This is a genomic window from Elizabethkingia miricola (assembly GCF_001675285.1).
GTDB classification, from domain to species: domain Bacteria; phylum Bacteroidota; class Bacteroidia; order Flavobacteriales; family Weeksellaceae; genus Elizabethkingia; species Elizabethkingia miricola.
Genome location: NZ_LSGQ01000014.1, coordinates 125,958 through 152,188 on the forward strand (window position 1 = coordinate 125,958; position 26,231 = coordinate 152,188).

A 26,231-nucleotide genomic window follows, 5' to 3' on the forward strand; every position below is an offset into this window, starting at 1 on the left:
ATCTATACCGTTTCAGTAATATCTTTTACGTTACCTGTTCTTTTTAATACTCCCCAGCTTTGCAGCTCTCCTTTTAGTGCTTTTCTCAGTGATTTGAATAGTACAATAAGCATTAACCAACGATAAATAATACGCTGTGGAATCAGCCATATAATCTTCATAAAGCTTGCTTTCTCCATAACAAGGGCAAAGCCTAAAGCCAGGGCATCAATAATAAGGAATAATAAGTAATAAATCCCTATTTTTTCTGCACTTCCTGTGAATAATCCTATCACCATCAACAGATCTGCCAAAGGAGAAAAGAAAGGTATAATATATTTGAAAACTAACATATCTGGTAAAGCTATCATTCCTAAGCCTTTAAACTTCGGATTAAAGAAAGCATCTTTGTTCTTCCAGAAGGTTTGTAATACCCCGAATGTCCAACGGAAACGTTGTTTCATAAATTGTTTCAGCTTTTCCGGAGCTTCGGTATAGGCAATAGCTTCCGTTTCGTTACTTACAAAATAGCCTTTACGCAAAATCTTTATTGTAAGATCACAATCTTCAGCCAGTGTATCGGTACTGAATCCACCAACTTCTTCAATAGCCTGCTTTTTAAACAATCCTATTGCGCCCGGAACTACAGTAATTGCATTGAATGCTTCGAATGCTCTTCTGTCAAAATTCTGACTGCCTATATATTCTGTAGATTGCCATTGAGTAATTAGATTGATTTCATTTCCAACTTTCACATTACCCGCGACAGCACCAACATTTTTATCGGCATTACGGTACATATTTTCCATCATCAGACGTACTGCATTAGGCATCAGCTGAGTGTCTGCATCAATACATACTACATAGTCCGATGTCGAACGGTCGATACCATAATTAAGTGCAGAAGCTTTACCTCCGTTTGCTTTGCTCAACAACGTGATATTGGCATGCCCGTTAAAGGCTTCAAATGCTTTACTGAAAGTTTCGTCTTTACTTCCGTCATCAATAAAAATAATATGGAAATTAGGATAATCACATTTCAACAGGTTTTTAAGAGATTTCACAATATTGACTTCCTCATTGTATGCAGGAACTATAATATCGACCTGCGGGAACTCTGTTAATGTAATTTTTTCCTGATGCTTTTCCTTTTGATATGATCTGTAAGAATATACCATCAGCCATATAAAACGAAGAGCACCCAACACCATGAAAACAATAAACATGGCAAAGAAAAGATATCCCAGATAATATCCGCCTATAGCAATAGCGCTCGTAACCTGGAAGATATAATAACCTTTGGTTTTTGGCACTGGTGGCATTACCTGATCTTTCTTCATCCCAAGAAGGTTGGCTACTGTAGTAAATTTATAGCCTTTTTTCTGAAAATATTCTATTATTCTTGGTAAAGCCTGTATTGTAGCTTCTCTTGGGCCACCGGCATCATGTAACAAAATAATATTACCGTTCCCCTGGCTTCTGATGACTCTGTTTACAATAGTATCCGCATTAAAACCTTTTATTTCTCCTGCCTGCCAGTCTTCCGGGTCTATACTTTCCCCTACAGTAAGATAGTTACGCTCTCTACTGTCTGCCACAGGAATTATTTCCTGCAGTGTTTCGGGTTCACTATCTGCATTGAAAGGTGCCCGGAACAAAATTGTACTATGCCCGGTAATACTTTCTATCAGCAAACGGGTGGCATCCATTTCCATTTTACTCCGCTGAGGGCTTACCTCCGCCATATTCGGGTGTGTAAAAGTATGATTCCCTATTTCATGTCCTTCACGGTAAATACGTTTTACCAAAGGTATATTCTGTTCCGCCTGGATACCCAATACAAAGAACGTTGCCGGAACTTTATACTTAGACAGGATATCCAAAATCTTCGGTGTATATTCGGGATCCGGTCCATCGTCGAAAGTAAGAACCATTACCTTTTCATTATCTTTCGGCTTACCCCATTTTTTTACCACAAACATGGATGGTAGCTTTACATACTGCTCATCTGTGATCAGCATATGTTCTTTATCTACAACTGGTCTTATAAGTCCTGTATCCGGGCGGGAAGCAACATCTAGGATTTCACCTTCTCCCATATAATCTACATCCGAGCTACTGGCAACATGCTGAAGTTTATTAAAATCGAAATCCTGCATTGCCTTTTTACTGACATCTCTTTTATAAAAGCTCCACAATCTGTTATCTTCACTTCCCAATCTCCATAACGCTGTTCCTCCAAGCCCATACTCGGCTGCAAATCTTAGTGTATTGAAATTGGTTACAGCATCGGTAAACTCTACATGGTGTAAACTCCCTTGCTGGTCTTTATAATCATAACGCAGGTTATATGTATCCTTATCGAATACAACTTTTGAGTTTGTTTCCCGAGCTGTGGACAAAGCTTCCTGATAAGTAACATCTGTTGCAGCTTTAGCTCCGGCCTTCCAGTCGTAACCGTAGCCAGCCAGTCCTAATACAATTTTTTCGGAAGGAATATTTTTAGCCACCTGGTCTACTGCTGCTTCTATCCATTTCTGACTGGAAACCGGACCAGGTTTGGTATCATTACTAAATTCATCATAAGCCATCAGAAAAATATAATCGTTGTAGCGGTTAAGCTGATCATAATTATAATCTTCATTAAATGGCATTACATCCTGAGTTACCAGCAGGCCTTCTTTATGAAATGCATTATATAAATTTTTCTGAAAATTAATCAAAGGCTCATTTGTAGGCTCTGATAAATTTTCCAGGTCTATATTTATACCGCTAAAATCATTGACTTTTACATAATGTAAAAGATCTTTAATAAACTGATCCTGTTTCTTCTGATCAGTCAGAATAATATGAATTCCTCTTGGATCAAAATTACCTTTATAATTATTCGAAAGCATTGGTAAAACCTTAACCTTAGATGCCTTTATAAGGTTAAAGCCTCGTTTGTCTATATCCAACTGCAGCTTTCCGTCCGGATGAACAAAAAACCACTCCGGGATAATCATATTTATTTTATTAATACTTCTTCTGAGAGAAAAATAAGATTGTGCATCCCATGCAACATAATATGCAGCACGAATAGGTGCAGCCATATTATAATCTATGGTTGCTGCTTTTAGTTTAGAACTATGAACTTTTAGTCCCTTTTTCTGGTGCTTTTTAATATATTCTCTAAATCCCTGATATTTACGAATACTTTTACTTTCATTCGCAGTTGTTTTACTCAAAAGTACATCCTGAGAGATTTTACCAGACGTATTCAGATTCGGAATACTGGGGATAAAGGCTTTTCTAAAAGCGATAAACAATATAATCCCTGAAAGGATTAAGATAAACACGAGAATACGGGAAGCCCATTTGAACCGTTTCCATCGTGTAGGACTGTTGGTCTGAAAAATTTGCATTTAATTAATAAGTAGTGTTACAAAGATACTTCACGAATAAATAAATATTATACCATTTTTTATAATACACGGAAAATTGTTACATAATTAACACTGCTTAAAAATAGATTAAAGCAAAGTCTGTGACCGGCAGAATTGGTCTAATTATTTTTTTGGTTTAAATTTGGGGTATGAATTCTCTGACTAAAGAAAATTACCTGAAAGCCTTATTCCATTTAGCCAATAGCGAAAATGAAATATCGGTAAAAGACCTTAGCGATAATCTGGGGATACGTATGCCCAGTGTAAATAGTATGATGAAGAAATTTTCAACGGAAGGCTGGGTCATCTATGAAAGTTATAAACCACTTATTCTCACTGAACAAGGAAGGCGGAAAGCTGCTTTAATTGTTAGAAAACACCGTCTTACAGAAATGTTTCTGGTAGAGAAAATGGGATTCGGATGGGAAGAAGTACACGATATTGCAGAAGAAATTGAACATATCCAGTCACCTGTTTTCTTTGATAAAATCGATGAAATTCTGAACTTTCCAAAAACAGATCCTCATGGTTCTCCTATTCCCGATAAGGAAGGAAACATTATTAAAAACAATTATTTCAAACTTAGTGAATGTAAGATTGGTGAATCTGTAGAATTTGTAGGATTAACAGCTTCTTCGGATGATTTTTTACGATTCCTGAATAACAAAAAATTGCCTTTGGGCACTTATATCACAATTCTGGAAAATGAACCTTTCGATGGCAGTAAGCGCGTAAAGTACGACGATCAGGAAGAAAGTTTCAGTCAGGTTGTTTTGGAAAAAATACTGGTTAAAAAGCAGTAAAAAATATTCTCTATTTTTAAATGAACCTTAACAAGGTTTTTCTCAAAATAAAAAACTCCCTTTCGGGAGTTTTTTTATTTTATAACTTAAAGATTGGCTTATTTACCTCCTTTTAGTTCTTTAGCTTTGTCTTGCTTACCTAAGCTGTTATAAACAGTTCTAAGAGTATCTACAACATCCGCTTCGTTAGGCGTTAAAGTATTTAGTTTCTCTAAATAAGGTAGAGCTTTGGAGAATCTTACTTTTCTTTCAGCAATGATCTTGTTTGCTTCATCAATTTTACCAGCTTTTCTTGCAACATTATAAGCATCTACAATTTTAGCATCAGCTTTACCGTTTAAGTAAAGGTTGAATACTAATCCTTGTAATGCAGGTACATAGTTAGGATCAATTTCTAAAGCTTTTTTGAATGAAGCTTCAGCATCTGCTACAGTTGCAGGATTGTTAGACTGGATAACACCAAGGTTAGACCAGTTTAATTTATCACCTGGATTCTTAGCAACAGCTTCTTTAATTGTTTGTTCAAGCTTAGAGCTATCACCAGTTCTTGAATAAGCCGACAATTTAAGATCATTCATCTTAGCATTGTTCGGGAACTTAGCAAGACCTTTTTCAATAAGAGCTACTGCTTCAGTATTCTTATTATCATCTAACATTAAAGCTACAGCTGTTTCATATAATTCTTCTTCAACACTTTTAGATGTTTCAGTTTTAAAATCACCATAATCAGGAGATTTTTTCACTAATTCAAAAGAAGACTTATCCAGATTTTCTCTCTGATTAGTTTTCTTGTTAAGTGCTGAGTAAGTTGTTTTGATACCTGTATATCCTGAATTGATAAGGTCTTGGTAAAGAGCAATAGATTCTGATTTCTTGTTTCCTAAAGCATAGCTGATTGCTGCATAATATTTGTAAATATCATCAGGCTGGCCTGCTGCCTTTAGTAGATCGTTTACCTGAAGGAATTTTTCAGCTGCAACCGGATAGTTTTTAGCATCGTATTCTTTCTGTGCTTCACCACTTACTTTTTGTAACAAAGGGTTTACAGCGGCACCAACGTTTCCTGCTAATGTAGGAGAATAAGTTTCTTCTTTCAACTGTAGTCCAGCTCCATCTTTATCAGCTTCTGCTTTACCTACGAAATAAACTTTATTTTTATTGTTATCTTTACCAGCAAATATTTTATTTGTCTTAAGATCAGAAATTTTAGCTAAAACTGCTGCACCTTCAGATGTTTTGCCAGACTTTATTAAAGCTATACCTTTTGCATAGTAGTATTGCTCTTGTACAGAAGGCTCCAACAAATACATTTTTCCCTGTAAAGCACTATCTGCAGCCGAAATCTGAGACAAAGCTTCTGAAGCATTACCTCCGTCTGCTGCTTTTACAGCGTTCTGAATTTCTTTTTTCTGTGCAAAAGCCAGTGAAACTGATACTAATGCTGCACTCAAAAGGATTTTTTTCATATTTCTATTATTAAACTTTTATTCTTCAATATTTTCTGTTCCGTCTTCCTTAAATAATTCTCCGGTAGCGGCATCATCCGAAGCATTTGGGATAACAGTGTTCTCATCACCTTCTTCCAATTCTTCTTCGTCCTCCACAGATTTATCTACTTCGATTTTAGCAATCGCAGCAATCGCATCATTACCTTTAAGGTTGATTAGACGAACACCCTGAGTATTCCTACCCATTACACGCATTTCTTCAACGCTCATTCTGATAGCAACCCCGGATTTGTTAATAATCATAAGGTCATGTTCATTAGTAACGTTATTTATTGCAATTAATTGTCCTGTCTTATCAGTAATATTTAATGTAATAACACCTTTACCACCTCTGTTAGTAATTCTGTAGTCTTCTACAGCTGTACGCTTACCATATCCGTTTTCAGAAACAACCAATACAGTTTCGTTCTCTTTATCACTAATCGCAATCATTCCGATTACTTCATCGTTGTCTTCCATAGTGATACCTTTCACACCGATAGAAGTACGACCTACTGATCTTACTTTTTCTTCAGGGAAACGGATACACTTACCATTCTTAGTAGCAATCATAATTTCGGATGTTCCGTCTGTTAATCTCGCTCCTAGTAATTGGTCGTCTTCACGAATTTCAATTGCATTAATACCATTTACACGAGGTCTGGAATATGCTTCTAATGAAGTTTTCTTGATAGTTCCGTTTTTGGTAATCATCACAACACTCATTTTCTCTACATATTCAGTATTTTTAAGATCATCCGTTCTTAGATAAGCCTTAATCTTATCATCCGGTTCTATATTGATAAGGTTCTGAATCGCTCTTCCCTTAGCCGTTTTAGATCCTTCCGGAATTTCGAATACTCTTAACCAGTAACATTTACCTTTTTCAGTAAAGAATAACATATACTGGTGGTTTGTAGCTGCTACAATATATTCAAGGAAGTCAGCATCTCTGGTAGTTGCACCACGATTACCAACACCACCTCTGGACTGAACTTTATATTCGTTTACCGGTGTTCTCTTAATATAACCAGCGTGAGAAATAGTAAGAACAACTTGCTCATTCGGGATGAAATCTTCAATATTCATTTCTCCACCAGCATAGTCTATCTCGGTTCTTCTTTCGTCACCGTATTTATCTCTGATCTCAATTAATTCATTTTTAATGATCTCATATTGTAAAGCCGGAGTTGCAAGAATATCTTCCAAACGCTTGATTAAGTTCATGATCTCTTCATATTCTTCACGGATCTTATCCAGCTCCATTCCGGTTAGTCTCGCCAACCTTAGATCAAGTATTGCTTGCGCTTGAATATCAGAAAGTTCAAACTCTTCAATTAAACCAGTTTTTGCCTCCTGAGGATTTGCAGAATGACGGATAATTGAAATAGCTTTATCTAAAGCATCCTGAGTTCCGATAACCTTCATGAAACCTTCAAGGATATGTGCTCTTTCTTTTGCTTTCTTCAGTTCGTACTCCGTTCTGCGGATAATAACCTCATGACGGTGCTCTACGAAATGGTGAATAATTTCCTTCAGATTCAACTGTTGAGGACGTCCTGCCACCAATGCAATATTGTTAACACTGAAAGAAGTCTGAAGCGATGTATATTTGTAAAGAAGGTTTAGTACAACGTTCGGGATAGCATCCATTTTCAGTTCGTATACAATACGAAGACCTTTTCTGTCGGATTCATCACGAATCTCATAGATTCCCGGAATTTTATCTTCTTTTACCAGTTCCGCAGTTCTGGCAATCATTTCAGCTTTGTTTACCTGGTAAGGAATTTCAGATACAATAATTGCATCACGGTTACCGATTTGCTCAAAGCTTACTTTTGCACGAAGAACAATTCTTCCTCTTCCCGTATGGAAAGCATCTCTTACACCATCGTAACCATAGATAATCCCACCAGTTGGGAAGTCTGGTGCAATAATATGCTGCATCAGGTCATCTATCGTTATCTCTTTATCATCAATATAAGCGCAGATTGCGTTTATAGATTCTGTAAGGTTGTGTGGTGCCATATTGGTAGCCATACCTACTGCAATACCGGAAGTACCGTTCACTAGAAGAGCTGGCACTCTTGTAGGAAGCACTTTTGGTTCCTGTAAAGAGTCGTCGAAGTTATTCTGAAAGTCAACTGTTTCCTTATCCAGATCAGAAAGTATCTCATCTGAAATCTTTTTAAGTCTTGCTTCGGTATAACGCATTGCTGCAGGCGGGTCACCGTCCATAGAACCGTAGTTACCCTGCCCGTCTACCAATGGATAGCGCAGAGACCATGGCTGTGCCATACGCACCATAGCATCGTAAACCGAGCTATCACCATGCGGGTGGTACTTACCTAATACATCTCCAACAATTCTGGCAGACTTTAAGTATTTTCTGTTAGAAAAAACGCCTAAACCGTACATACCGTAAAGTACTCTTCTGTGTACAGGTTTCAGACCATCTCTTACGTCCGGTAACGCTCTGGACACGATAACCGACATCGAATAATCGATGTAAGAGGATTTCATTTCATCAACAATGTTGATAGGAATTAGCTTTTCTCCTTCTGTATTCATTCTTTATATTTAAAATAAATCGGGAAAATCATACAAAAAACTGATTTTCACACTCCTGAAGTTCAGGATTTAAACAACGGGCTAATTTACGTTTTTTTTACCTAATATTGCCCCTGAAATGAAGCATATTTAATTTTAAAAATCATAAAATTTCTTAAAAATGAGTGTTCTTAGCGTTACCTTTCATGTTGAAAGTACAATACAGCCGCAGTGGTATGATTTTCTGGAGAAGGAATTTCCGGCATTAGTAGAAAATCTGTATGATGTAGAAAAGTTTATTTTCTCAGAAGTGGACAGTGATTATATCCAGGAAGGTAAAAATTATAATCTATTACTAATCTTCGATGATCATGAAATCAGGAGCGGATTCCTGTTAAATGAAATGCAGAATTTAAGCGAGATTATTCACAACAAATTCTCTCAGGAACAGGTAATGATTTTCATTACGGAACTGAATCCGATTACCAAAAGATTATAAATAACAAAAGCGCCAGAGAAGATCATAATCTCTGGCGCTTTTAAGTTTATTCTAAAATTTATTTTCTTTGGAGTCTGTTTAAATTTTGATGCAAAATGATGTTAGACTTCGACAGGCTCAGTCTGACACCTCTGAAAGGAAGATGTTTTGGATGAACAATGTCATTCTGACCTAAGTCTATAGTGAGCTTGACGAACCTATTGAAGAGTATATTAACTATAAAATTTAAATAGTCCCTAATCCTTTAAAATATTTTTCAACAGAAGTTGATCAATAGAAAATCTTCCGCTTCCTTCTATAAACAGTGCAACAGAAATTCCTATTGCCAATAGATCGAACTGACATCCCTCTCCTTTTTGATTTCCAAACCAATTCATAAAAAAACCGTTTTCCAGGTGTGATGTCATCATAATTCCAAGCATTAATCCGGTAAATGCCACAGCCCAAAAGCGCGTTGCAAAACCAATAAGAAAGCACAGAGAACCCAAAAACTCAATCAGAATAACAAGCAATGCAACAATCCAGGGAAGTCCCATTTTTCCTGTGAAAAGATGCAAAGTATCGGAAAGCCCCATTCCACCAAACAATCCAAAAGTTTTTTGCAGACCATGTGGAATAAAAACCACACCTAAACTAAGTCTTAAAACCAAACCAGTTAATGAATCTGATGTTTTTAATAATTTTTCTTTCATGTTTCTAAATATATTTTTATTCGAGAATTAACGACCTAGAGCTTAATTAAACAGACTGGCAGCCATAAAAACACCATAGTTTTGTTTACTCTGCTTTTCCGGACCATACGCATCCCAATTCGCTCCAAATCCGAAACGGATCTCCTTATAACTAAGCCCCAATCGTAGCATAAGATAGCTTCTGGCATGCTCTCCGGAATTTAAATTTTGTGCGTACAATCCCTGAACTCTGGAATATATTTTCCAGTTCTCATTAATTTCCGGCTTGTATTCTGCCATTACAAAACCCTCTGCGTTGCTATTCTTCGACAGATCAATTCGTGGACCTACACTCAGTAAAAGAGATTTATAATTCAATGTATACATTAAAGCCGTAGTAGGCCGTAACCCTGTTGTTGGCGTATAATGCATACCACCAAACAAACGCAACCCTTTTACGATTTCAAAAGTGATATTCGCCTGACTCATGGCATCTTTTGAGGACGTTTCGTTCCATTTTGAGGAAATATTTGTAACACTAAAAAATCCTAATCGGGGAACCGATTGAAAAGATTTATTGATAATCATCTGAGAAGCCAGTCCTGCATCTCCAGTGAGAATTTCTATCGTTACAGGCGGATTTTGGATCTTTTCATTCTTTTCCTCCTGAGCAAAGGACATAAAGTAGGATAAGAAGAGAATCCCGATAGTATTTCGTTTTAATGCTTTCATTTCCGGTTAATTATTATCCTGCAAAGTTCCGTTCCTGAACTATGCATAACCAGAACAGAAAAATCAATTAATAGGACAATTCAATCATTTGCCTGTATTCAGTAGGACTTTGAACTGCATGCTTTTTAAAGAAACGCGAAAAATAAGATGCATCTTCGAAACCCAAAGTAAAAGCTACTTCTGCAACAGAATATTGTGACATAGACAACAATGCTTTTGCTTCCATTAACAAAGCTTCATTAACGAGATCAGATGCAGTCTTACCCATAGTACTTTTCACACATTTATTCAGATGATTCGGAGATACATTAAGTAATTTAGCATATTCCTGTGTAGTATGAATATCCTGAATATGGCTTGTGATAAGCTTCCTAAAACGCAGTGTAAGTGTTTCCTTGGGCGAAAATACCGGAAGAGGTTTACTTTGTATAAAATGATGAAGTTCACTTATTAAAGTAGAAAAATAGGATCGAAGCAGGGTAATATTATTTTCTTTGTCATAAAAATTCAGAAGTTGGTCTAATATCCACTCAACCCTATATTTATAATCCTCATCCAAATGGACGGACAGATTACCTGTCAATTCTGTGTAATGGAAAATTTCTTTCAACTGCTTCACTGCAATTCCGCTTTCAGCAATAAATTCTTCAGAGAAGTGACAGTAGAATCCCTGGATGTTCTGAGAATTGCGAACAATTGTTCTTATTTTGTAAACAGGTAAAAACATAAACATACTTTCACCAATAACAAAAGAGTCCGAGCATACCATTTTCTCTAATTCTCCTTTAATTACAAATACAAAATCATTGACTGTCTTCCTGTGTGGCAGTGAAGAAACCTTCTTACGTCGGTTTAATACAGAAAGGGGCTCTATAAAGAAACTGTTGAAAACATCCTTCATCTCTATTCTTTCTATATCAAGAATAGATTTAAAATTATTAGGTTCATATTGAGGGATACGCTGCATTCTCAAACACAAGTTATACGATGAACTAAACTACAAATTTATTTTGTAGCATACCATCCTGTACGTCCTTAAATACAAAATTCCCCATCCATAAACGGATAGGGAATCTGAAAATATTTTAAAACTTTTAATTAATGTTTTTATACAACACTAAGAAAAGCCATTGTATCTACATTATCGGCATAAACATCCAATCCTGGTTTCTGAGCTTCACCGAAAGAAACTGATGCCAATCCTAATGTATCTTTAGCAACTATACATTGTATTTCCTCCTGATGTTCGCTAATAAAAGTTTTTACATCATCAAGGTTTTTATACCTGCTAAAATTAATCACCGAAAGCGGACTAAATAATTCTTCACCTTCACGAAGCATTACAAAATTATTATCCCAGAAAGGCTCCTGGTTTAATAAATATACAGCTCTGTTATAATCATAGTTATTTGCGTATTTATTATGATTGATAACATCTTTAAAATTCAGGAAATTTTCAAATAGGCGCTCAAGCTTAAAGCCCTCCGGAATAAAGAGTCTTGTAACGTTACGGCACCCTAATCCGAAATAACGGAAAATATCTTCCGCTAGCAACTGCAATTCTTCATCGGTCTCATCTCCATTTAAAACAGCTACAGACGTACGGTTCTTACGAATGATATTCAGATAATCTTTAAAATAGAACTCCAAATATCTCGCTGTATTATTGCTTCCTGTAGCAATTACAGCATCAAAATTTTCAAGCTTTTCTACAAATTCATATTCAATTCCTCCTTCTGTAGAATTATTCCATATTTTCATCAGAAAAGGAATGAGTAAACGATCTTTAGAAGAAAGTTTTATCACCGGAATATGTCCGGATAATACAACACACATTACATCGTGAAATCCAACTAATGGAAGGTTACCAGCTAAGATAAGCCCTACTCTTTTTGAAGTACCTGAAAATGGGTATTTCTCTGTCCAGCTGCCGATTGCAGCTTCATTAAGAACTTCTGCCAAACTTTCCAAAGCATATCTCAGACTATCCTGAGTAAACCATGGATTTTCAATTTCTGATCTTAACAATAATCCCTGAAATTCCTCTTCCAGAGGTGTATATTCGTTATTATTTTTTGTTAAGAACTCTTTCAAAAAACTTCCTAAACCTCCTAACCCCCGAATTTTAGCTTCCTTATTCATAATCTGGTGAAAAATTTTTATCTTTGTGCAAATTTAACAAAAATTAAAGAGCAATGGCCATTAAAATAACGGATGAATGTATTAACTGTGGAGCTTGTGAGCCTGAATGCCCTAACACTGCGATATATGAAGGAGCTGTAGACTGGAAAGCCGCTGACGGAACCAACCTAAAAGGAACCGTAACGATGACATCAGGTCTGACTATAGATGCTAATGCCCCACAAGAACCTGTTAGTGATGATGTATACTTCATTGTAACAGATAAATGTACTGAATGTAAAGGTTTCCATGAAGAGCCTCAATGTGCTGCTGTATGTCCTGTAGACTGCTGTGTACCAGATGAAGATCATGTAGAAACTGAAGAAGAGCTTCTTGAGAAAAAAGCTTTTTTACACGGAGAATAAAAATATCGCTCACTAATTGTGAGCGTTTTTTTTCAATAAAGACTTTATAAAAACAATATAACACCAAATTTAGTAATGAAGAAACATAATTTTAGCGCCGGTCCTTGTATTCTGCCTCAGGAAGTTTTTCAGAAAGCTTCAGAAGCTATTTTAGATTTTAACGGAATGGGGCTTTCCCTTCTGGAAATCTCACACAGAAGCAAAGAGTTTGTTGCTGTAATGGATGAAGCGCGTGCTATTGTAAAAAGATTAATGAAGCTTGGAGACGATTATGAAGTACTCTTTCTTCAGGGTGGTGCAAGCCTTCAATTTGCAATGGTTCCTTTCAACCTTATGAAAACAGATGGTAAAGCTGCATATCTGGATACCGGAACATGGGCTGCAGGAGCTATTAAAGAAGCTAAAAAACTAGGTACAGTGGATATCGCTGGCTCTTCTAAAGATCAGAATTATTCATTTATTCCTAAAGGTTATACCGTAGGAGCTGAATACAACTATTTCCATTGTACATCTAACAATACAATCTATGGAACTCAGATGAAAGAGTTTCCTAAAACCGATACTTTAATGGTTTGTGATATGTCTTCTGATATTTTCAGCAGAGTATTGGATTTCTCACAATTCGACTTAATTTACGCCGGAGCTCAGAAAAATATGGGCCCTGCAGGAGCAACATTAGTTGTTGTAAAAAAAGATATTCTTGGTAAAACAGGAAGAGATATTCCTTCTTACTTGAACTATCAGCTGCATATTGATAAAGAAAGCATGTACAATACACCGCCTGTATTTGCTGTTTACACTTCACTTCTTACACTTCAGTATCTGGAGCAGCATGGTGGTATAGAAGCGGCTGAAGTACGCAATGAAGCGAAAGCTAAATTATTATATGATGAAATCGACAGAAACCCTTTATTCGAAGGATATTCTGTAAAAGAGGATCGTTCATTAATGAATGTTTCCTTCAAACTTACTGACGAATCTAAAAAAGAAGCTTTCGATACTGCATGGAAAGCGGCAGGTATTAGTGGTCTTAATGGACACAGAAGTCTTGGCGGATACCGCGCAAGTCTTTACAATGCGCTGCCAATCGAAAGTGTACAGGTATTAGTAGACGTTATGAAGTCTATTAGCTAATTAATTGATTTGAAAATTAACGAACTTAAAAATCTGCAAATTTTTAAATCTGTAAATTTGTATCTTATATGAAGGTATTAGCTAACGATGGTATTTCGGAATCAGGGGAAAAAGCATTAAAAGAAGCAGGAATTAACCTGCTGGATAATCGCGTTTCATCCGGACATCTTGCCCAGTTTATCAACGATAACGAGGTAGATGTTCTTCTTGTAAGATCTGCAACCAAAGTAACAAAAGAACTGATAGATGCCTGCCCTACACTAAGAATTGTAGGACGAGGAGGTATTGGCATGGACAATATTGATGTGGAATATGCGAGAGAGAAAGACATCTATGTATTCAATACTCCCCTTGCCTCTTTACGTTCTGTTGCCGAACTTGTTTTTGCTCATTTCTTTTCTTTAGCAAGAAACCTGCATGAGTCAAACAGACTGATGCCGCTGGAGGGAGAAACCAAATTCAATGAACTTAAGAAATCCTTTGCCAAAGCGTTCGAGCTAAAAGGAAAAACTCTTGGAGTAATTGGTATGGGTAAAATCGGAATGGAAGTAGCTAAAATTGGAATTTCTCTGGGAATGAAAGTTTTATGTTACAACAGAACTCCAAAGACCGAAGAAGTAGCACTAGACTTTTTCGATGGACAAAAGGTGAATTTCAGCTTAACTTCTGTTTCCCTTGATGAAGTCATTACACAATCTGATTTTATCAGTATCAATACAGCGAAAACACTCCATTATATTCTGGATTCTGAGGAATTCAGCAAGATGAAAGACGGTGTATTTATTGTCAACGCAGCCAGAGGTGGTGTCCTTAACGAAGTTACACTACTGGACTTTATCGAAGAAGGAAAAATAGCTGGCGCCGCACTGGACGTTTTTGAAAACGAACCTAATCCCGAACTTCCTTTATTAATGAATCCTGCTTTATCACTAAGCCCGCATATTGGAGGCAGTACAATTGATGCGCAGGAAAAAATTGGAACGGAATTAGCAGAACAACTAATTAAACTTAAACTATAATAGAAAGAAATGCCTTTATTTAAACCCTTTCGAGGCATAAGACCTCACCATGATTTGGTTGAAACATTTACAACAGCATCTATAGATAACTTCACAGAAGAAGAACTACATCTGAAAGCTGGCGTGGACGATTCTTATGTCCAAATGCTAAAGCCTTTTGTATGCAGCAAATCAAAAGATGTAGACCGTAACTTACGAAAGGTCAGAACTAATTTTGAAGAGCTGTTTCAGGATAAAAAACTATCTCAGGACAACGCTGCATTTTATCTTTACGAGCAGATAATGCCGGATAAAACTGTTTACCGTGGCCTTCTGGGGCTAACGTCTGTGGATGACTTCTGGAACGGAAAAATAAAGAAACACGAAGCAACCATAACGCAGAGAAAAGAAAAGTTTGCCCATTACCTGGATAAAGTAAAAATTCAGGCTGAACCGGTATTGCTTACCTACCCTTCCAATTCGAAGATAGAAGTATTAATGAATCTGGAGGAGAAAAACGTTCCGGTTGCTAACTTTACTGATAAAAATGGAGTTCGCCATAAGTTATGGAGAATAGATAACCGCCTGAAGCTTCAGCAATATAAAGAAGTAATCGAACAAATCGATTCATTCTACATTGCTGATGGTCACCACAGAATTGGTTCAGCAGCACTAAATGCTAAAAACCATCTGGATAAAGGTAAAAAACATACCGGGCAGGAAGGCTTCAATTATGTCTACAGCTATATTGTTTCCAACCAATCTATTAAAATCCACGATTATAACCGTCTTATTAAAGATCTAAATGGCTTATCTACGGAGCAATTCCTGAAGTCTTTAGAAAAGTTCTTTGTTATTCACGAAAAAGGAGATGTTCCTTATTACCCTTCTCAGAAATATCACCTGAGTATGTATGTAGACGGTAAATTCTACAGCCTGCATATCAAACATGATCTTAGAAATAAAACCGGTGGTTTGGAAGATCTTGATCATTACTTCCTGGAACGAAATGTTATTAAGGAGGTATTGGGTATGGAGACTAAACTAAGTGATAAAGTAGGTTTCTCCAAAGGTAACTCTACAGTAGAGGGTATTGCAGAAATCAAGGAATTGGTAGACAATGGCGAGTACGCTGTAGGGTTTGCAATCCACCCTTTACCATTCTCGGATTTGGTAAAAATATCGGACCTTAAACAAAAAATGCCGCCAAAATGTACTTACATCGAACCAAAACTGCTTACTGCATTGGTAATGTATGACATGAAATAATATTTTTTCCTGCAAAAATTCCTTAAATTTGATTTACTCAAAACTTGACAGGAATTGCAATGAAAAAACTAATGCTTATTCCACTCATCGCGAGTGGATTTTTTTTCGCCCAACAAAAGGACGATTCTCTGGTATTTTCTAAAATATCAGGACAAATTTTAAACCACGGAGAAGCCTATGAAGAACTAAGGGATCTTAGTAAAAATATTGGGCACAGACTAAGCGGCTCTGCAGCTTACGAAAAAGCAACCCAATGGGCTGTTAATCAATTAAAACAAGCCGGAGCGGATAAAGTATGGCTTCAGCCTGTAAAAGTTCCGGTATGGGTAAGAGGTAAAGAATCTCTTCATATAAAAACAGCTAATGGGCAGTGGCAGTCTGTCAATATGCTTTCTCTTGGAAACTCTGAAGGGACTAAAGGTAAAGACCTGACCGGAGATATAATTATGGTAAAAACTATTGAAGAGTTCAATGCATTGCCGGAAGGTGCCGTAAAAGGTAAAATTGTATTTTTCAGCTATCCTTTCAACCAATCTTATATTACTACATTCCTTGGATATCGTGATGCCGGAATATACAGGAGAGCAACAGCTTCTATGGTTGCAAAGAAAGGTGGAAAAGCTGTAATCATCCGCTCTTTATCTTCTGCTACAGACGACGCACCACACACCGGAGCAATGAAGTATGAAGACGGAATAGAAAAAATACCGGCTGTGGCTATTGGTCCAAAAGGAGCGGAGAATCTTGCTAAGTTATTACAATCTCAAAAGGTAACTGCTAAACTCAATTCAAACTGTGGAATGAGAGAGGAAGTCATGAGCAACTCTGTAATCGGAGAAATTACCGGTAAAAAAGATCAGAAAGTTATTGTTGTCGGAGGACACCTGGATTCATGGGATGTAGGTGAAGGCGCACAGGATGATGGTGCCGGAATTGTACAGTCTATAGAAGTACTTAGAACTTTCAAAAAACTAGGACTTAACAATAATCATACAATACGCGCTGTATTATTTGCTAATGAAGAAAACGGAACGCGGGGCGGACTAAAATATGCAGAAGAGAATGGTGCCAAAGAGAAACATATCTTTGCACTTGAAAGTGATGCCGGAGGCTACTCTCCTATTGGTTTCTTTATGGATGTGACACCAAATCAAAAAACTGACGTAAAAAATTGGATGAAATTATTTGCAAGCTATAATGTTCATAATATTGCAGATTCAGAAGGAGGAACCGATATTGCACCATTAAAAAAATATGGTGTATCTACTGCCGGTTTAATGCCGGATTCACAAAGATATTTCGACCTGCACCACTCTTCATCTGATACTTTTGAGGCTGTAAACCGAAGAGAACTTCTGTTAGGAGCCAGTGTGATGACTCAGTTAATATATATGGTTGACAAATACTGGGAATAATGCGTAAACCTTCTCTACATAAAAGTTTTGGTAATGCTTTCAGAGGAATTTTATTTTTACTCAAAAATGAAAGAAATTTCCAGATTGAAATATTAGGCCTTTTGGTTAACCTGTTTCTTATTGTTTTTCTAAAGTTAGAAAGACTGGAAATAGCACTTATATTGATGGCTTCATTCTTTGTTCTGGTTACTGAAGCTCTGAATACATGTGTAGAGAAAATATGTGATTTTGTTCACCCTGAATACAATCAGTATATAGGTATCATAAAAGATATAGCCGCCGGAGCTGTTGTAATAGCAGTTCTTGCGGCTGTTTTAACAGGCATTTATGTTTATCTGCCTTATATAATGGATTTCTTATCCTGATAAAATAAGCTTTCTGCAAAGGTATCCTGCGCAGAGATGTAGCCAATATCAAATATCTCCTGGGTCCGTTGCTTTTTAGTTTCAAATCGTCCGTAGCTGCTTAGTCTATTTAAAGGTATAAACCAATCACACAATTCAAACTTATGGTGCTCCGATCTGTACAATAATATTTCCAAAGCCCGTTCAGTAACCGAACGTATACTCTTTATTTTATTCTGATTCAGCTTTTCCATAGGAGAAAGATATACCCCAATCATTTTCTCCACCTTATTGTTTAATAAATCTGCAGGGAAATTATTGATAATACCGCCGTCACAATAGATTTCTTCATTAATACTATAGGGCGTGGCAACTCCCGGAATTGCAGCAGAAGAAATAATAGCATCTATTACCTCTGTGTCTTCATCAAACACATGCAAAGTTCCTGTTCCCAAGTCTGTAGCCGTAAGCAACAACGGAATTCTGCTTTCCTTTATTTTTGAATTTCCAAATATAGGTTCCAGATAAATTCTGAAAATATCTGAACTTACGATACCTGGCTTATTAAATACCAAATGTTTCCAGTTGAAAAAATGGACAGACTGGAAAAAAGCCAGAATATCTTCAGGCGACTTTCCATACGCATATAACGCTCCAACCAATGCCCCTGCCGATGTACCGGAAATAACATCTACTTTTATTTGCTGCTCTTCCAGAAACTTCAGCACTCCTGCATGAGCAATGCCTTTAGTTCCGCCTCCCGAAAGTACGAGCCCTGTTCTGTAATCCATTTAATAATTTTGTGTTGTAAAAATTTGGTTTATAAAATTATAAAATCCACAGCAGTTGCTGTGGATTTTAATTATTTTTCACATAATATTTATATTACGTTTATATTATATGTGAATTACTTCTCCATAAGCAGCTGCTACCGCTTCCATAATCGCTTCAGATAATGTTGGGTGCGGGTGGATAGATTTAATGATCTCATGACCTGTAGTTTCTAATCTTCTTGCTACTACAGCTTCAGCTACCAATTCAGTAACACCAGTACCAATCATGTGGCAACCTAACCATTCACCATATTTAGCATCGAAGATTACTTTTACGAAACCATCAGTATCACCATTTGCTGTAGCTTTACCACTAGCAGAGAACGGGAATTTACCTACTTTTATTTCGTAACCTTTTTCTTTAGCCTGCTTTTCTGTTAAACCAACAGATGCAATTTCAGGAAGACAGTAAGTACAACCAGGGATATTGCCGTAGTCAATTTTATCTACATGCATTCCTTTGATTTTCTCAACACAAGTAATACCTTCAGCAGATGCTACGTGAGCTAGTGCCTGAGTAGGGATAATATCTCCAATTGCATAGTAACCCGGTACATTTGTCTGATACCATTCGTTTACTAAAACTCTTCCTTTATCTGTTTTAATACCAACTTCTTCAAGTCCGATATTTTCAATATTTGCCTGGATACCAACTGCAGAAAGTACAACATCTGCTTCAAGGATAACTTCACCTTTAGCCGTTTTTACTTTAGCTTTTACACCTTCACCTGTAGTATCTACGCTTTCAACAGAAGAATTTGTCATTACCTCAATTCCTGCTTTTTTCAATGATTTCTCTAAGTGCTTAGATACTTCCTCATCTTCTAAAGGAACGATGTTTGGCAAGAATTCTACTACAGTAACTTTAGTTCCTAAACTTGAATAGAAGTAAGCAAACTCAACTCCAATAGCTCCTGAACCTACAACAATCATAGATTTTGGCTGCTCTGGTAAGCTTAGTGCCTGACGGTAACCGATTACTTTTTTGCCATCCTGCGGAAGGTTTGGCAATTCACGGGAACGTGCACCAGTTGCTATAATAATATTCTGACCTGCATAAGTTTGTTTTTTACCTTCAGCATCAGTAACTTCTACTTTCTTGCCTGGTAACACTTTTGCAGTACCTAAGATTACATCGATTTTGTTTTTCTTCATCAGGAACTCGATACCCTTGCTCATTTTATTAGCAACGCCACGGCTTCTCTGGATGATGTTCGAGAATTCAAAACTAGGTTCTACTTTGTTAAGACCATATTCCTCAGCATGTTCTATATATTTGAAAACCTGTGCAGACTTCAATAAAGCTTTTGTTGGAATACAACCCCAGTTAAGGCAGATACCACCAAGATTCTCTTTCTCTATAATTGCAGTTTTGAAACCCAATTGGGAAGCTCTGATTGCAGTAACATAACCACCAGGTCCACTTCCTATAACAATAATATCGTAATTCATTGGAAAAAATTTTATTGCGAATTTACGAAAAAGATTGTGAAAAAAATAGCGAAACTAAAAACGAACGAATGAGAATAAACAGCCGATTACAGATTTTGCAAAAAAGAGAATATATCCGGAACCGGCAATACTTTATGTCTCAATTCGATAGTCAATAAAAAAGCCTGTTTCAATAACTGAAACAGGCTTTTATAAGGAATTTACAATTTTATCTTTTTGCTTCCAATAGCTGCATGAACTGGTCTAATTTAGGAAGAACGATAATTTCTGTTCTTCTGTTCTCAGATTTACCCATCGGCGTATTGTTGTCTGTTTTAGGAACGTATTCTGAACGTCCTCCAGCTGTCATTCTGGAAGGATTAACTGCGAATTTAGTCTGGAGCATTCTTACAACTGAAGTTGCACGCAATGCAGACAGATCCCAGTTATCTCGGATTAATGCATTTGGCTTCATCGGATCTGTATCCGTATGTCCTTCTACCATCACATCGTAGTCACTATAGTCGTTGATTACACGTGCTACTTTCTCTAATACAGTTTCAGCTGTAGGCAGGATTTCGTAGCTGCCAGATTTGTATAACATTTTATCGGATAATGAAATGAATACAACACCTTTCTGAACTTTGATATCGATATCCTGATCATTGATATTATCAAGAGATCTTTTCAGCTTGTTGGATATTGCAATATTCAAAGAGTCCTGCTTAGATCTTGCATCCTGTAATCTCTTGATGTAATCCTGAGATTCTTTGATCTGACCAATCAGCTTCTCTATATTCATAGATCCTTTGTTGCTGTTAGTTGCACAATCTTTTAAGCTTTCCTGTAAGATTACATTTTGGTTTTTAAGCAAATTAATTTGCTCTTCCAATGAAGAAACTCTTACTTTCTGACTCTGAATAAGGCTTTCTTTCTGCCCTGAATCACTCAGACACTTCTGATAATCTGTTTGTAATGCTTCTAACTTTTTCTGGGTTCCGCATGAAGTTAATGCTAACCCTAAACCACTTGCTAAAACAAATTTCAATATATTATTCATAATAAAATATTTATTAAATCTCCGGATATTTTGTTGGATTGGATTCACGCACCAATGCATAAATTTTCTCCACTATATCATCTGCCGAAGGTTTAGAGAAATAATCTCCGTCTGAAGCATATGCTGGTCTATGATCTTGTGCTGCTATTGTCAACGGTTCTGAATCTAAATGTCTGAACGCTTTTTGTTTTTCAATAACCTGCTGAAGAATAAAGGCTGTTGCACCTCCCTGTACATCTTCATCTACCACTACCAAGCGGTTTGTCTTCTTCACACTTTCCAGAATATCTTCAGATATATCAAACGGCATCAATGACTGAATATCTATTACTTCAATATTCACGCCAAGTTTTTCTAATTCTGCTGCTGCTTCCATTACAACTCTCCATGTAGAACCGTAAGTTACTACTGTAGCGTCTGTCCCTTCTTTTGTAATTTCTACTTTACCTACCGGTACCGTAAACTCTCCTAAGTTGTTTGGCAACTTTTCTTTCAGACGGTATCCGTTCAGAGTTTCAATAATAAGAGAAGGTTCATCTGACTGCAACATTGTATTGTAGAAACCTGCAGCTTTTGTAAGGTTTCTTGGCACTAATACATGAATCCCCTTTATTAAGTTCAGAATTCCTGCCATTGGCGATCCTGAATGCCAGATTCCTTCTAAACGGTGACCTCTTGTACGTACAATAACCGGAGCTTTCTGCCCACCTTTCGTACGGTAATGAACTGTCGCCAAATCATCACTCATTCCCTGAATACAGTAAAGCAGGTAATCCAGATACTGAATCTCTGCTACAGGACGAAGTCCTCTCATAGCAAGACCAATCCCCTGCCCTAATATTGTAGCTTCACGAATACCTGTATCGGCAACACGATCGACACCATATTTTTCCTGAAGCCCTTCTAAGCCCTGGTTTACATCTCCAATATTTCCACTGTCTTCACCAAAGATTAAGAATTCAGGATATTTTGCTAATATTTTATCAAAATTATCTCTTATCACTACTCTTCCGTCCACCATTTCAGCATCGTCTGCATAAGTTGGTTTAACTTCAGGTATGTTTACAGCCTGCCATTCTGATTCACTGTACAGATGAGATGAATAATTATCTCTTTCAACAGCTGTTAACTCATTTAATATATTTTTTACAGCCTGACGCTCTGCAGAGTTTTCGCCTCTTGTTACCCAAAGAGATCTTCTTAGTAAATGGAAAACTTCTTTCTTAGCAATAGTAATAAGCGACTTGAATTTTTCAATCTCTTCATTTATTCCTGCAGGGTTTGCAGATACTGTAGCTAATTTTTCTACTGCAGGCAATGCTTTATCTTTTAATGAAACAATTGTTCCCTGATACACATCCCAAGCTTTCTTCTGCCCGTCTTTAGCTTCTTTCTTGGCTTCTCTGTCTATAAGATCCAATTCTTCTTCAGAAGCCAGTACCATTGATCCTTCTTCACCTTCAATTTCATAGTTCAGAATCCACTCACGGAATTTTTTTAGTCCATCGTGTTCCTGCTCCCATTCCAATCTTTCTGCAGATTTATAACGCTCATGAGAACCGGACGTAGAATGTCCTTGTGGTTGTGTAACTTCAATAACGTGAATAATTACAGGAACTCCTTCTGTTCTTGCAAAATGTTCTGCCTTAGTATATGCATCCTGTAGTGCCGGATAATCCCAAGCTTTTACCTGAATAAGTTCGAAACCTTGTTTCTCACCTTCTTTTCTCTGGAATCCTGATAACATTTCTGTTATATCTTCTTTCGCTCTCTGGTTTTTAGTTGATACAGAAATTCCATAACCATCATCCCAGATAGACATAATCATCGGAACCTGTAATGCTCCTGCAGCATTAATAGTTTCCCAGAAATGACCTTCAGCAGTAGAAGCATCACCAATAGTACCGAAGGCAACTTCATTACCTCCATTAGAGAATTTTTCCGATCCCGGATAAGTATTATTTTTGTAATAATTAGAAGCTTGAGCAAGTCCTAATAAACGAGGCATTTGTCCTGCTGTTGGTGAAATATCTGAACTGATATTTTTCATTTTGGTAAGATCCCTCCAGCTACCATCTTCATTTAAAGATCTTGTAGCAAAGTGACCGTTCATTTGTCTTCCTGCAGATGCCGGATCTCTTTCCACATCTGTATCTGCATATAAAGAAGCAAAGAAGCTTTCTGGTGTTAATGCATGAATTGCCATCGCAAAAGTCTGATCACGGTAGTACCCTGATCTGAAGTCTCCGTCTCTAAATACTCTGGACATTGCTAACTGAGGAAGTTCCTTCCCGTCACCGAAAATCCCGAACTTGGCTTTTCCGGTTAATACCTCTCTCCTTCCTAAAAGGCTCATTTCTCTTGAAACTCTTCCTAGTTTGTAATCCGCAAGTATTTGTTTTTTGAAATCTTCAAAAGTAACCTGTGATGTTTCAATATCTGTAACTTCCATTGTAAAGCATTTTTACAAATATAAGAATTTAGTATTTATTTATTTATCATAAAATTTATTAAAAAACTGCCTCGTAATGCTTATTTACATAAATTAGTTAAAAAAAACGAGAGCTTTAGTAATGAAAAGAAAATCACAGCATATTCTTAACACATCCTCAAATCTTTTGGGGTTTTGTTTAGTAATCATCACTTCACTAAAAGTCGCAAAACTGTCAAAAGGAACCTATTTAGATGATTTTGCAGCAGTTGCAAGTTTGCTTTTAATGGCTAGTTGTATCCTCTCTTTTCTTGCCATACGTACAGAATCGGAAAAAAAATCTTATAAATACGAGCGGATTGCCGACCTGTTTTTTATTATCGCATTAACTGCTTTAGCTATTTCTGTTGTTATTATTGTTTTCTTAGATTTGATTAATTAATCCTGTTATTTATTCAAAAGGAAATATTCCTGCTCCTATTATTTTAATAATTATGAAAGAAAACTTTACTTTAAGCTTTAGGGGAATGACACAACCTCAGTACCGGCTATCTATATTTTTTATCATATTTTCTATATTTCTTATCCCTACAATATTCATGACTATTGTTATTAGCTATCAGCTAAACAAAATACCCCGAGCTGTGGGAATTATGATAATGGGTATTGCTGCAATTATTGTTTTCTTTCTTCTCTCTTTTCTTTTCAAAAAGCTTCTCGCCAGTAATTTTAAGATTTACTTTGAAGGCAAGCAAGCTATTATCTCATCTAAAAATATTAATCATGTAATTCTTTATGAAAATATTGAAAAACTGGAAATAAGAAATAATACCGATTATTCTTATCTGCTGTTTTTGGAGAAGGATAGCAAGAAAACTAAAATATTTGTAGGAATGGCAAATCTCGGTATGAAAACAAGTACAATTCTTACACCTGCTGATCAATTGGATCCTTTCTTTGGAAAACCGGATTTTGAAAAAAAGGCTTACTTCAAAAAAAGCATGGAATATATTCTCTATACAGCTCTTCCTAACTAATCCAACCGAGGTACTCTGCTTTATAACAAGCTTCAAAAGAATTGTTTACATGAAGCTTTTCCAGAATATTCTGGCGATGGCGGTTAACGGTATGCAGACTTATAGATAATTCAGCAGCAATTTCTTTGCTCAGCTTACCGTTTTTTATAAATGTCAGAATTTCTTTTTCCCGTTCTGACAATATATTATCCAATTCGGGTTTACTGGTTTTCATAACTTCTCCGGTAGCAGTATTTACAATCATTCCTTCATAAGAATTCTGTCCGGGATATGATGAAAAACTGTAAAGGCATAATACCAAACCTATGCTTCCGTTCGGTGTATTGTTAATATAGAATATACGGTGCCATACCGACAAATAATTTCCCAGAGAAGTTTTCATCCGTACAGCGCTGGAAACGTAATAACCCCTTCTCTTATTCTGTGCAATACCTTTCAAAAAATGAAAAAAATACAGCTCCATTCGGTATTTTTCAGTAAGATCATCCGGGTGAATTCTCTCCAGCACATCTTTTTCCCATATAGAAGGTATTTCCGACTTTTCATTTGTGAGTCCTAACGTGGCAGCCATATTTCCGTAATAGATATAACTTTTATCTGATACCAGATCACTCAGTACTGCTATTGCATTTTCCGTTTGTGCATATAACTTTGCGATATCCTGCCCTGCGTGCAATTGGGCTTCCGGATTATTATCCTTGCCAAAGTTCTGCTGAAGCAGCTGTTCATTTAAAGTAGTACCTATATTATTTTCCATAAAATGGCTATTAATCAGTATTGCTACCTGTGTTGGTCTATTATAGCTTTGCGAAAATAATCAATTAAGCTAAAAACAACATCAATATGCGAAAACTATTATTGTTTATGATTGGCAGCATAACGCTACAACAGGTTTCTGCCCAAAAACTGGAAAAGCTTCAGTGGTTTAATGAACCTGAAAAATGGGAGACCAAAAACAATAGCCTTCAGATGTTTGTAACTCCACAAAGTGATTACTGGCGAATATCCCATTATGGATTTACAGTAGACGATGCCCCCTTCTGTTACGGGGTTTATGGTGGTGAATTTGAAGTAAAGGTAAAAATTGCCGGAGATTACAAAGAAAGATTTGATCAGGCAGGACTAATGCTGCGTATTGATAAGGAAAATTATATAAAAACCGGTATTGAATTTGTGGATGGCAGATACAACATTAGTAGTGTTGTTACCCATAAAACAAGTGACTGGAGTATGATTAGTCTGGATAAAAGTCTTCCATATATTTGGATAAAAGCTGTAAGGAGGCTGGATGCTGTAGAAATTTATTATTCTTTTGATGATAAAAACTACCAGCTAATGCGCAATGCCTATCTACAGGACAATACTCCGGTTATGGTTGGTTTAATGGGTGCCAGTCCGGATGGAAAAGGTTTTCTGGCAAAATTTGAAAACTTTAGTGTAAAACATCTTCCGGATCAGAGAAGATTAAAGTGGTTAAAGGAAAATCAGGAATAATTACATTATTCTTTTTTCATATAGTAAATAAGGGGAAGAGGTCTTTTAAAGGCCTCTTTTTCTTATAAATCCTTGTGATAAGTTTGCATAGTT

23 protein-coding genes are annotated in these 26,231 nt (G+C 36.6%); 11 read left to right on the forward strand and 12 right to left on the reverse strand.

Annotated features, from left to right (window positions below; translation table 11 throughout):
• Window positions 1-2: 2 nt before the first annotated feature.
• Window positions 3-3,383, reverse strand: a complete 3,381-nt coding sequence (locus ATE49_RS10770) for a polysaccharide deacetylase family protein (RefSeq protein ID WP_065082170.1) — start codon at window positions 3,381-3,383, stop codon at window positions 3-5.
• Between the two features lie 170 nt (window positions 3,384-3,553).
• On the opposite strand from ATE49_RS10770, the gene ATE49_RS10775 reads away from it, so the two are divergent.
• Window positions 3,554-4,207 (forward strand): metal-dependent transcriptional regulator, encoded by a 654-nt coding sequence (locus ATE49_RS10775; protein ID WP_059344828.1) that lies wholly within the window; start codon window positions 3,554-3,556, stop codon window positions 4,205-4,207.
• Between the two features lie 98 nt (window positions 4,208-4,305).
• On the opposite strand, the gene ATE49_RS10780 is transcribed toward ATE49_RS10775, so the two are convergent.
• Both ATE49_RS10780 and gyrA read right to left on the reverse strand, forming a co-directional pair.
• Window positions 4,306-5,673: a tetratricopeptide repeat protein gene (locus ATE49_RS10780; protein ID WP_065082171.1), complete on the reverse strand. Its 1,368-nt coding sequence runs from the start codon at window positions 5,671-5,673 to the stop codon at window positions 4,306-4,308.
• 18 nt (window positions 5,674-5,691) lie between these two features.
• A complete protein-coding gene (gyrA, locus tag ATE49_RS10785) occupies window positions 5,692-8,265 on the reverse strand; it encodes a DNA gyrase subunit A (protein WP_065082172.1) in 2,574 nt (857 codons plus the stop codon).
• Between the two features lie 160 nt (window positions 8,266-8,425).
• On the opposite strand from gyrA, the gene ATE49_RS10790 reads away from it, so the two are divergent.
• Window positions 8,426-8,743, forward strand: coding sequence for a DUF4286 family protein (locus ATE49_RS10790; protein ID WP_065082173.1), 318 nt, complete (start codon window positions 8,426-8,428; stop codon window positions 8,741-8,743).
• Between the two features lie 236 nt (window positions 8,744-8,979).
• On the opposite strand, the gene ATE49_RS10795 is transcribed toward ATE49_RS10790, so the two are convergent.
• The 4 genes from ATE49_RS10795 to ATE49_RS10810 form a co-directional block, all read right to left on the reverse strand.
• Entirely contained in the window at window positions 8,980-9,435 is a 456-nt protein-coding gene (locus tag ATE49_RS10795; protein WP_065082174.1) for a DoxX family protein, read from the reverse strand.
• Window positions 9,436-9,477: 42 nt separating this feature from the next.
• Complete coding sequence (locus ATE49_RS10800) at window positions 9,478-10,146, reverse strand: hypothetical protein (RefSeq protein WP_065082175.1); 669 nt, start codon at window positions 10,144-10,146, stop codon at window positions 9,478-9,480.
• Window positions 10,147-10,213: 67 nt separating this feature from the next.
• On the reverse strand, window positions 10,214-11,113 hold the full coding sequence (locus ATE49_RS10805) for a helix-turn-helix domain-containing protein (RefSeq protein ID WP_065082176.1): 900 nt from the start codon (window positions 11,111-11,113) through the stop codon (window positions 10,214-10,216).
• 140 nt (window positions 11,114-11,253) lie between these two features.
• On the reverse strand, window positions 11,254-12,288 hold the full coding sequence (locus ATE49_RS10810) for an acyl-CoA reductase (RefSeq protein ID WP_065082177.1): 1,035 nt from the start codon (window positions 12,286-12,288) through the stop codon (window positions 11,254-11,256).
• A 53-nt stretch (window positions 12,289-12,341) separates the two neighbouring features.
• Between ATE49_RS10810 and ATE49_RS10815 the strand changes: the two genes are divergently transcribed.
• The 6 genes from ATE49_RS10815 (at window position 12,342) to ATE49_RS10840 (ending at window position 17,873) form a co-directional block, all read left to right on the forward strand.
• The gene (locus ATE49_RS10815; RefSeq protein WP_009088212.1) at window positions 12,342-12,692 is read left to right on the forward strand and encodes a 4Fe-4S binding protein; all 351 of its coding nucleotides are present in this window, start codon (window positions 12,342-12,344) and stop codon (window positions 12,690-12,692) included.
• A gap of 75 nt (window positions 12,693-12,767) precedes the next feature.
• Window positions 12,768-13,826 (forward strand): 3-phosphoserine/phosphohydroxythreonine transaminase, encoded by a 1,059-nt coding sequence (gene serC, locus ATE49_RS10820; RefSeq protein WP_065082178.1) that lies wholly within the window; start codon window positions 12,768-12,770, stop codon window positions 13,824-13,826.
• 68 nt (window positions 13,827-13,894) lie between these two features.
• Complete coding sequence (locus ATE49_RS10825) at window positions 13,895-14,845, forward strand: D-2-hydroxyacid dehydrogenase (protein WP_065082179.1); 951 nt, start codon at window positions 13,895-13,897, stop codon at window positions 14,843-14,845.
• 9 nt (window positions 14,846-14,854) lie between these two features.
• Window positions 14,855-16,093, forward strand: a complete 1,239-nt coding sequence (locus ATE49_RS10830) for a DUF1015 domain-containing protein (RefSeq protein ID WP_059344837.1) — start codon at window positions 14,855-14,857, stop codon at window positions 16,091-16,093.
• Between the two features lie 59 nt (window positions 16,094-16,152).
• Window positions 16,153-17,508, forward strand: a complete 1,356-nt coding sequence (locus ATE49_RS10835; protein WP_234108007.1) for a M20/M25/M40 family metallo-hydrolase — start codon at window positions 16,153-16,155, stop codon at window positions 17,506-17,508.
• The gene (locus ATE49_RS10840) at window positions 17,508-17,873 is read left to right on the forward strand and encodes a diacylglycerol kinase family protein (RefSeq protein WP_065082180.1); all 366 of its coding nucleotides are present in this window, start codon (window positions 17,508-17,510) and stop codon (window positions 17,871-17,873) included. Before ATE49_RS10835 ends, ATE49_RS10840 begins: the two co-directional genes overlap by 1 nt.
• Here the strand turns inward: ATE49_RS10840 and ATE49_RS10845 are convergent.
• The 4 genes from ATE49_RS10845 to ATE49_RS10860 all read right to left on the reverse strand — a co-directional run bounded on the left by ATE49_RS10845 (window position 17,849) and on the right by ATE49_RS10860 (window position 23,628).
• Entirely contained in the window at window positions 17,849-18,643 is a 795-nt protein-coding gene (locus tag ATE49_RS10845) for a patatin-like phospholipase family protein (RefSeq protein ID WP_059344839.1), read from the reverse strand. The genes ATE49_RS10840 and ATE49_RS10845 overlap by 25 nt on opposite strands.
• 105 nt (window positions 18,644-18,748) lie before the next feature.
• Window positions 18,749-20,137 carry a dihydrolipoyl dehydrogenase gene (lpdA, locus tag ATE49_RS10850; RefSeq protein WP_065082181.1) on the reverse strand — a complete coding sequence of 463 codons (1,389 nt, stop codon included), beginning with the start codon at window positions 20,135-20,137 and terminating at the stop codon, window positions 18,749-18,751.
• Between the two features lie 208 nt (window positions 20,138-20,345).
• A complete protein-coding gene (locus ATE49_RS10855) occupies window positions 20,346-21,176 on the reverse strand; it encodes an OmpA/MotB family protein (RefSeq protein WP_065082182.1) in 831 nt (276 codons plus the stop codon).
• A gap of 13 nt (window positions 21,177-21,189) precedes the next feature.
• Window positions 21,190-23,628: an alpha-ketoacid dehydrogenase subunit alpha/beta gene (locus ATE49_RS10860; RefSeq protein WP_065082183.1), complete on the reverse strand. Its 2,439-nt coding sequence runs from the start codon at window positions 23,626-23,628 to the stop codon at window positions 21,190-21,192.
• 121 nt (window positions 23,629-23,749) lie between these two features.
• Between ATE49_RS10860 and ATE49_RS10865 the strand changes: the two genes are divergently transcribed.
• Window positions 23,750-24,049, forward strand: a complete 300-nt coding sequence (locus ATE49_RS10865) for a hypothetical protein (protein ID WP_034867682.1) — start codon at window positions 23,750-23,752, stop codon at window positions 24,047-24,049.
• Between the two features lie 52 nt (window positions 24,050-24,101).
• Window positions 24,102-24,644, forward strand: coding sequence for a hypothetical protein (locus ATE49_RS10870; protein ID WP_260256177.1), 543 nt, complete (start codon window positions 24,102-24,104; stop codon window positions 24,642-24,644).
• Here the strand turns inward: ATE49_RS10870 and ATE49_RS10875 are convergent.
• Complete coding sequence (locus ATE49_RS10875; RefSeq protein WP_065082184.1) at window positions 24,637-25,401, reverse strand: response regulator transcription factor; 765 nt, start codon at window positions 25,399-25,401, stop codon at window positions 24,637-24,639. The genes ATE49_RS10870 and ATE49_RS10875 overlap by 8 nt on opposite strands.
• A gap of 86 nt (window positions 25,402-25,487) precedes the next feature.
• Here ATE49_RS10875 and ATE49_RS10880 point away from each other — a divergent pair, with 86 nt between their 5' ends.
• On the forward strand, window positions 25,488-26,138 hold the full coding sequence (locus tag ATE49_RS10880) for a DUF1349 domain-containing protein (RefSeq protein WP_065082185.1): 651 nt from the start codon (window positions 25,488-25,490) through the stop codon (window positions 26,136-26,138).
• The last annotated feature ends 93 nt before the right edge of the window (window positions 26,139-26,231 follow it).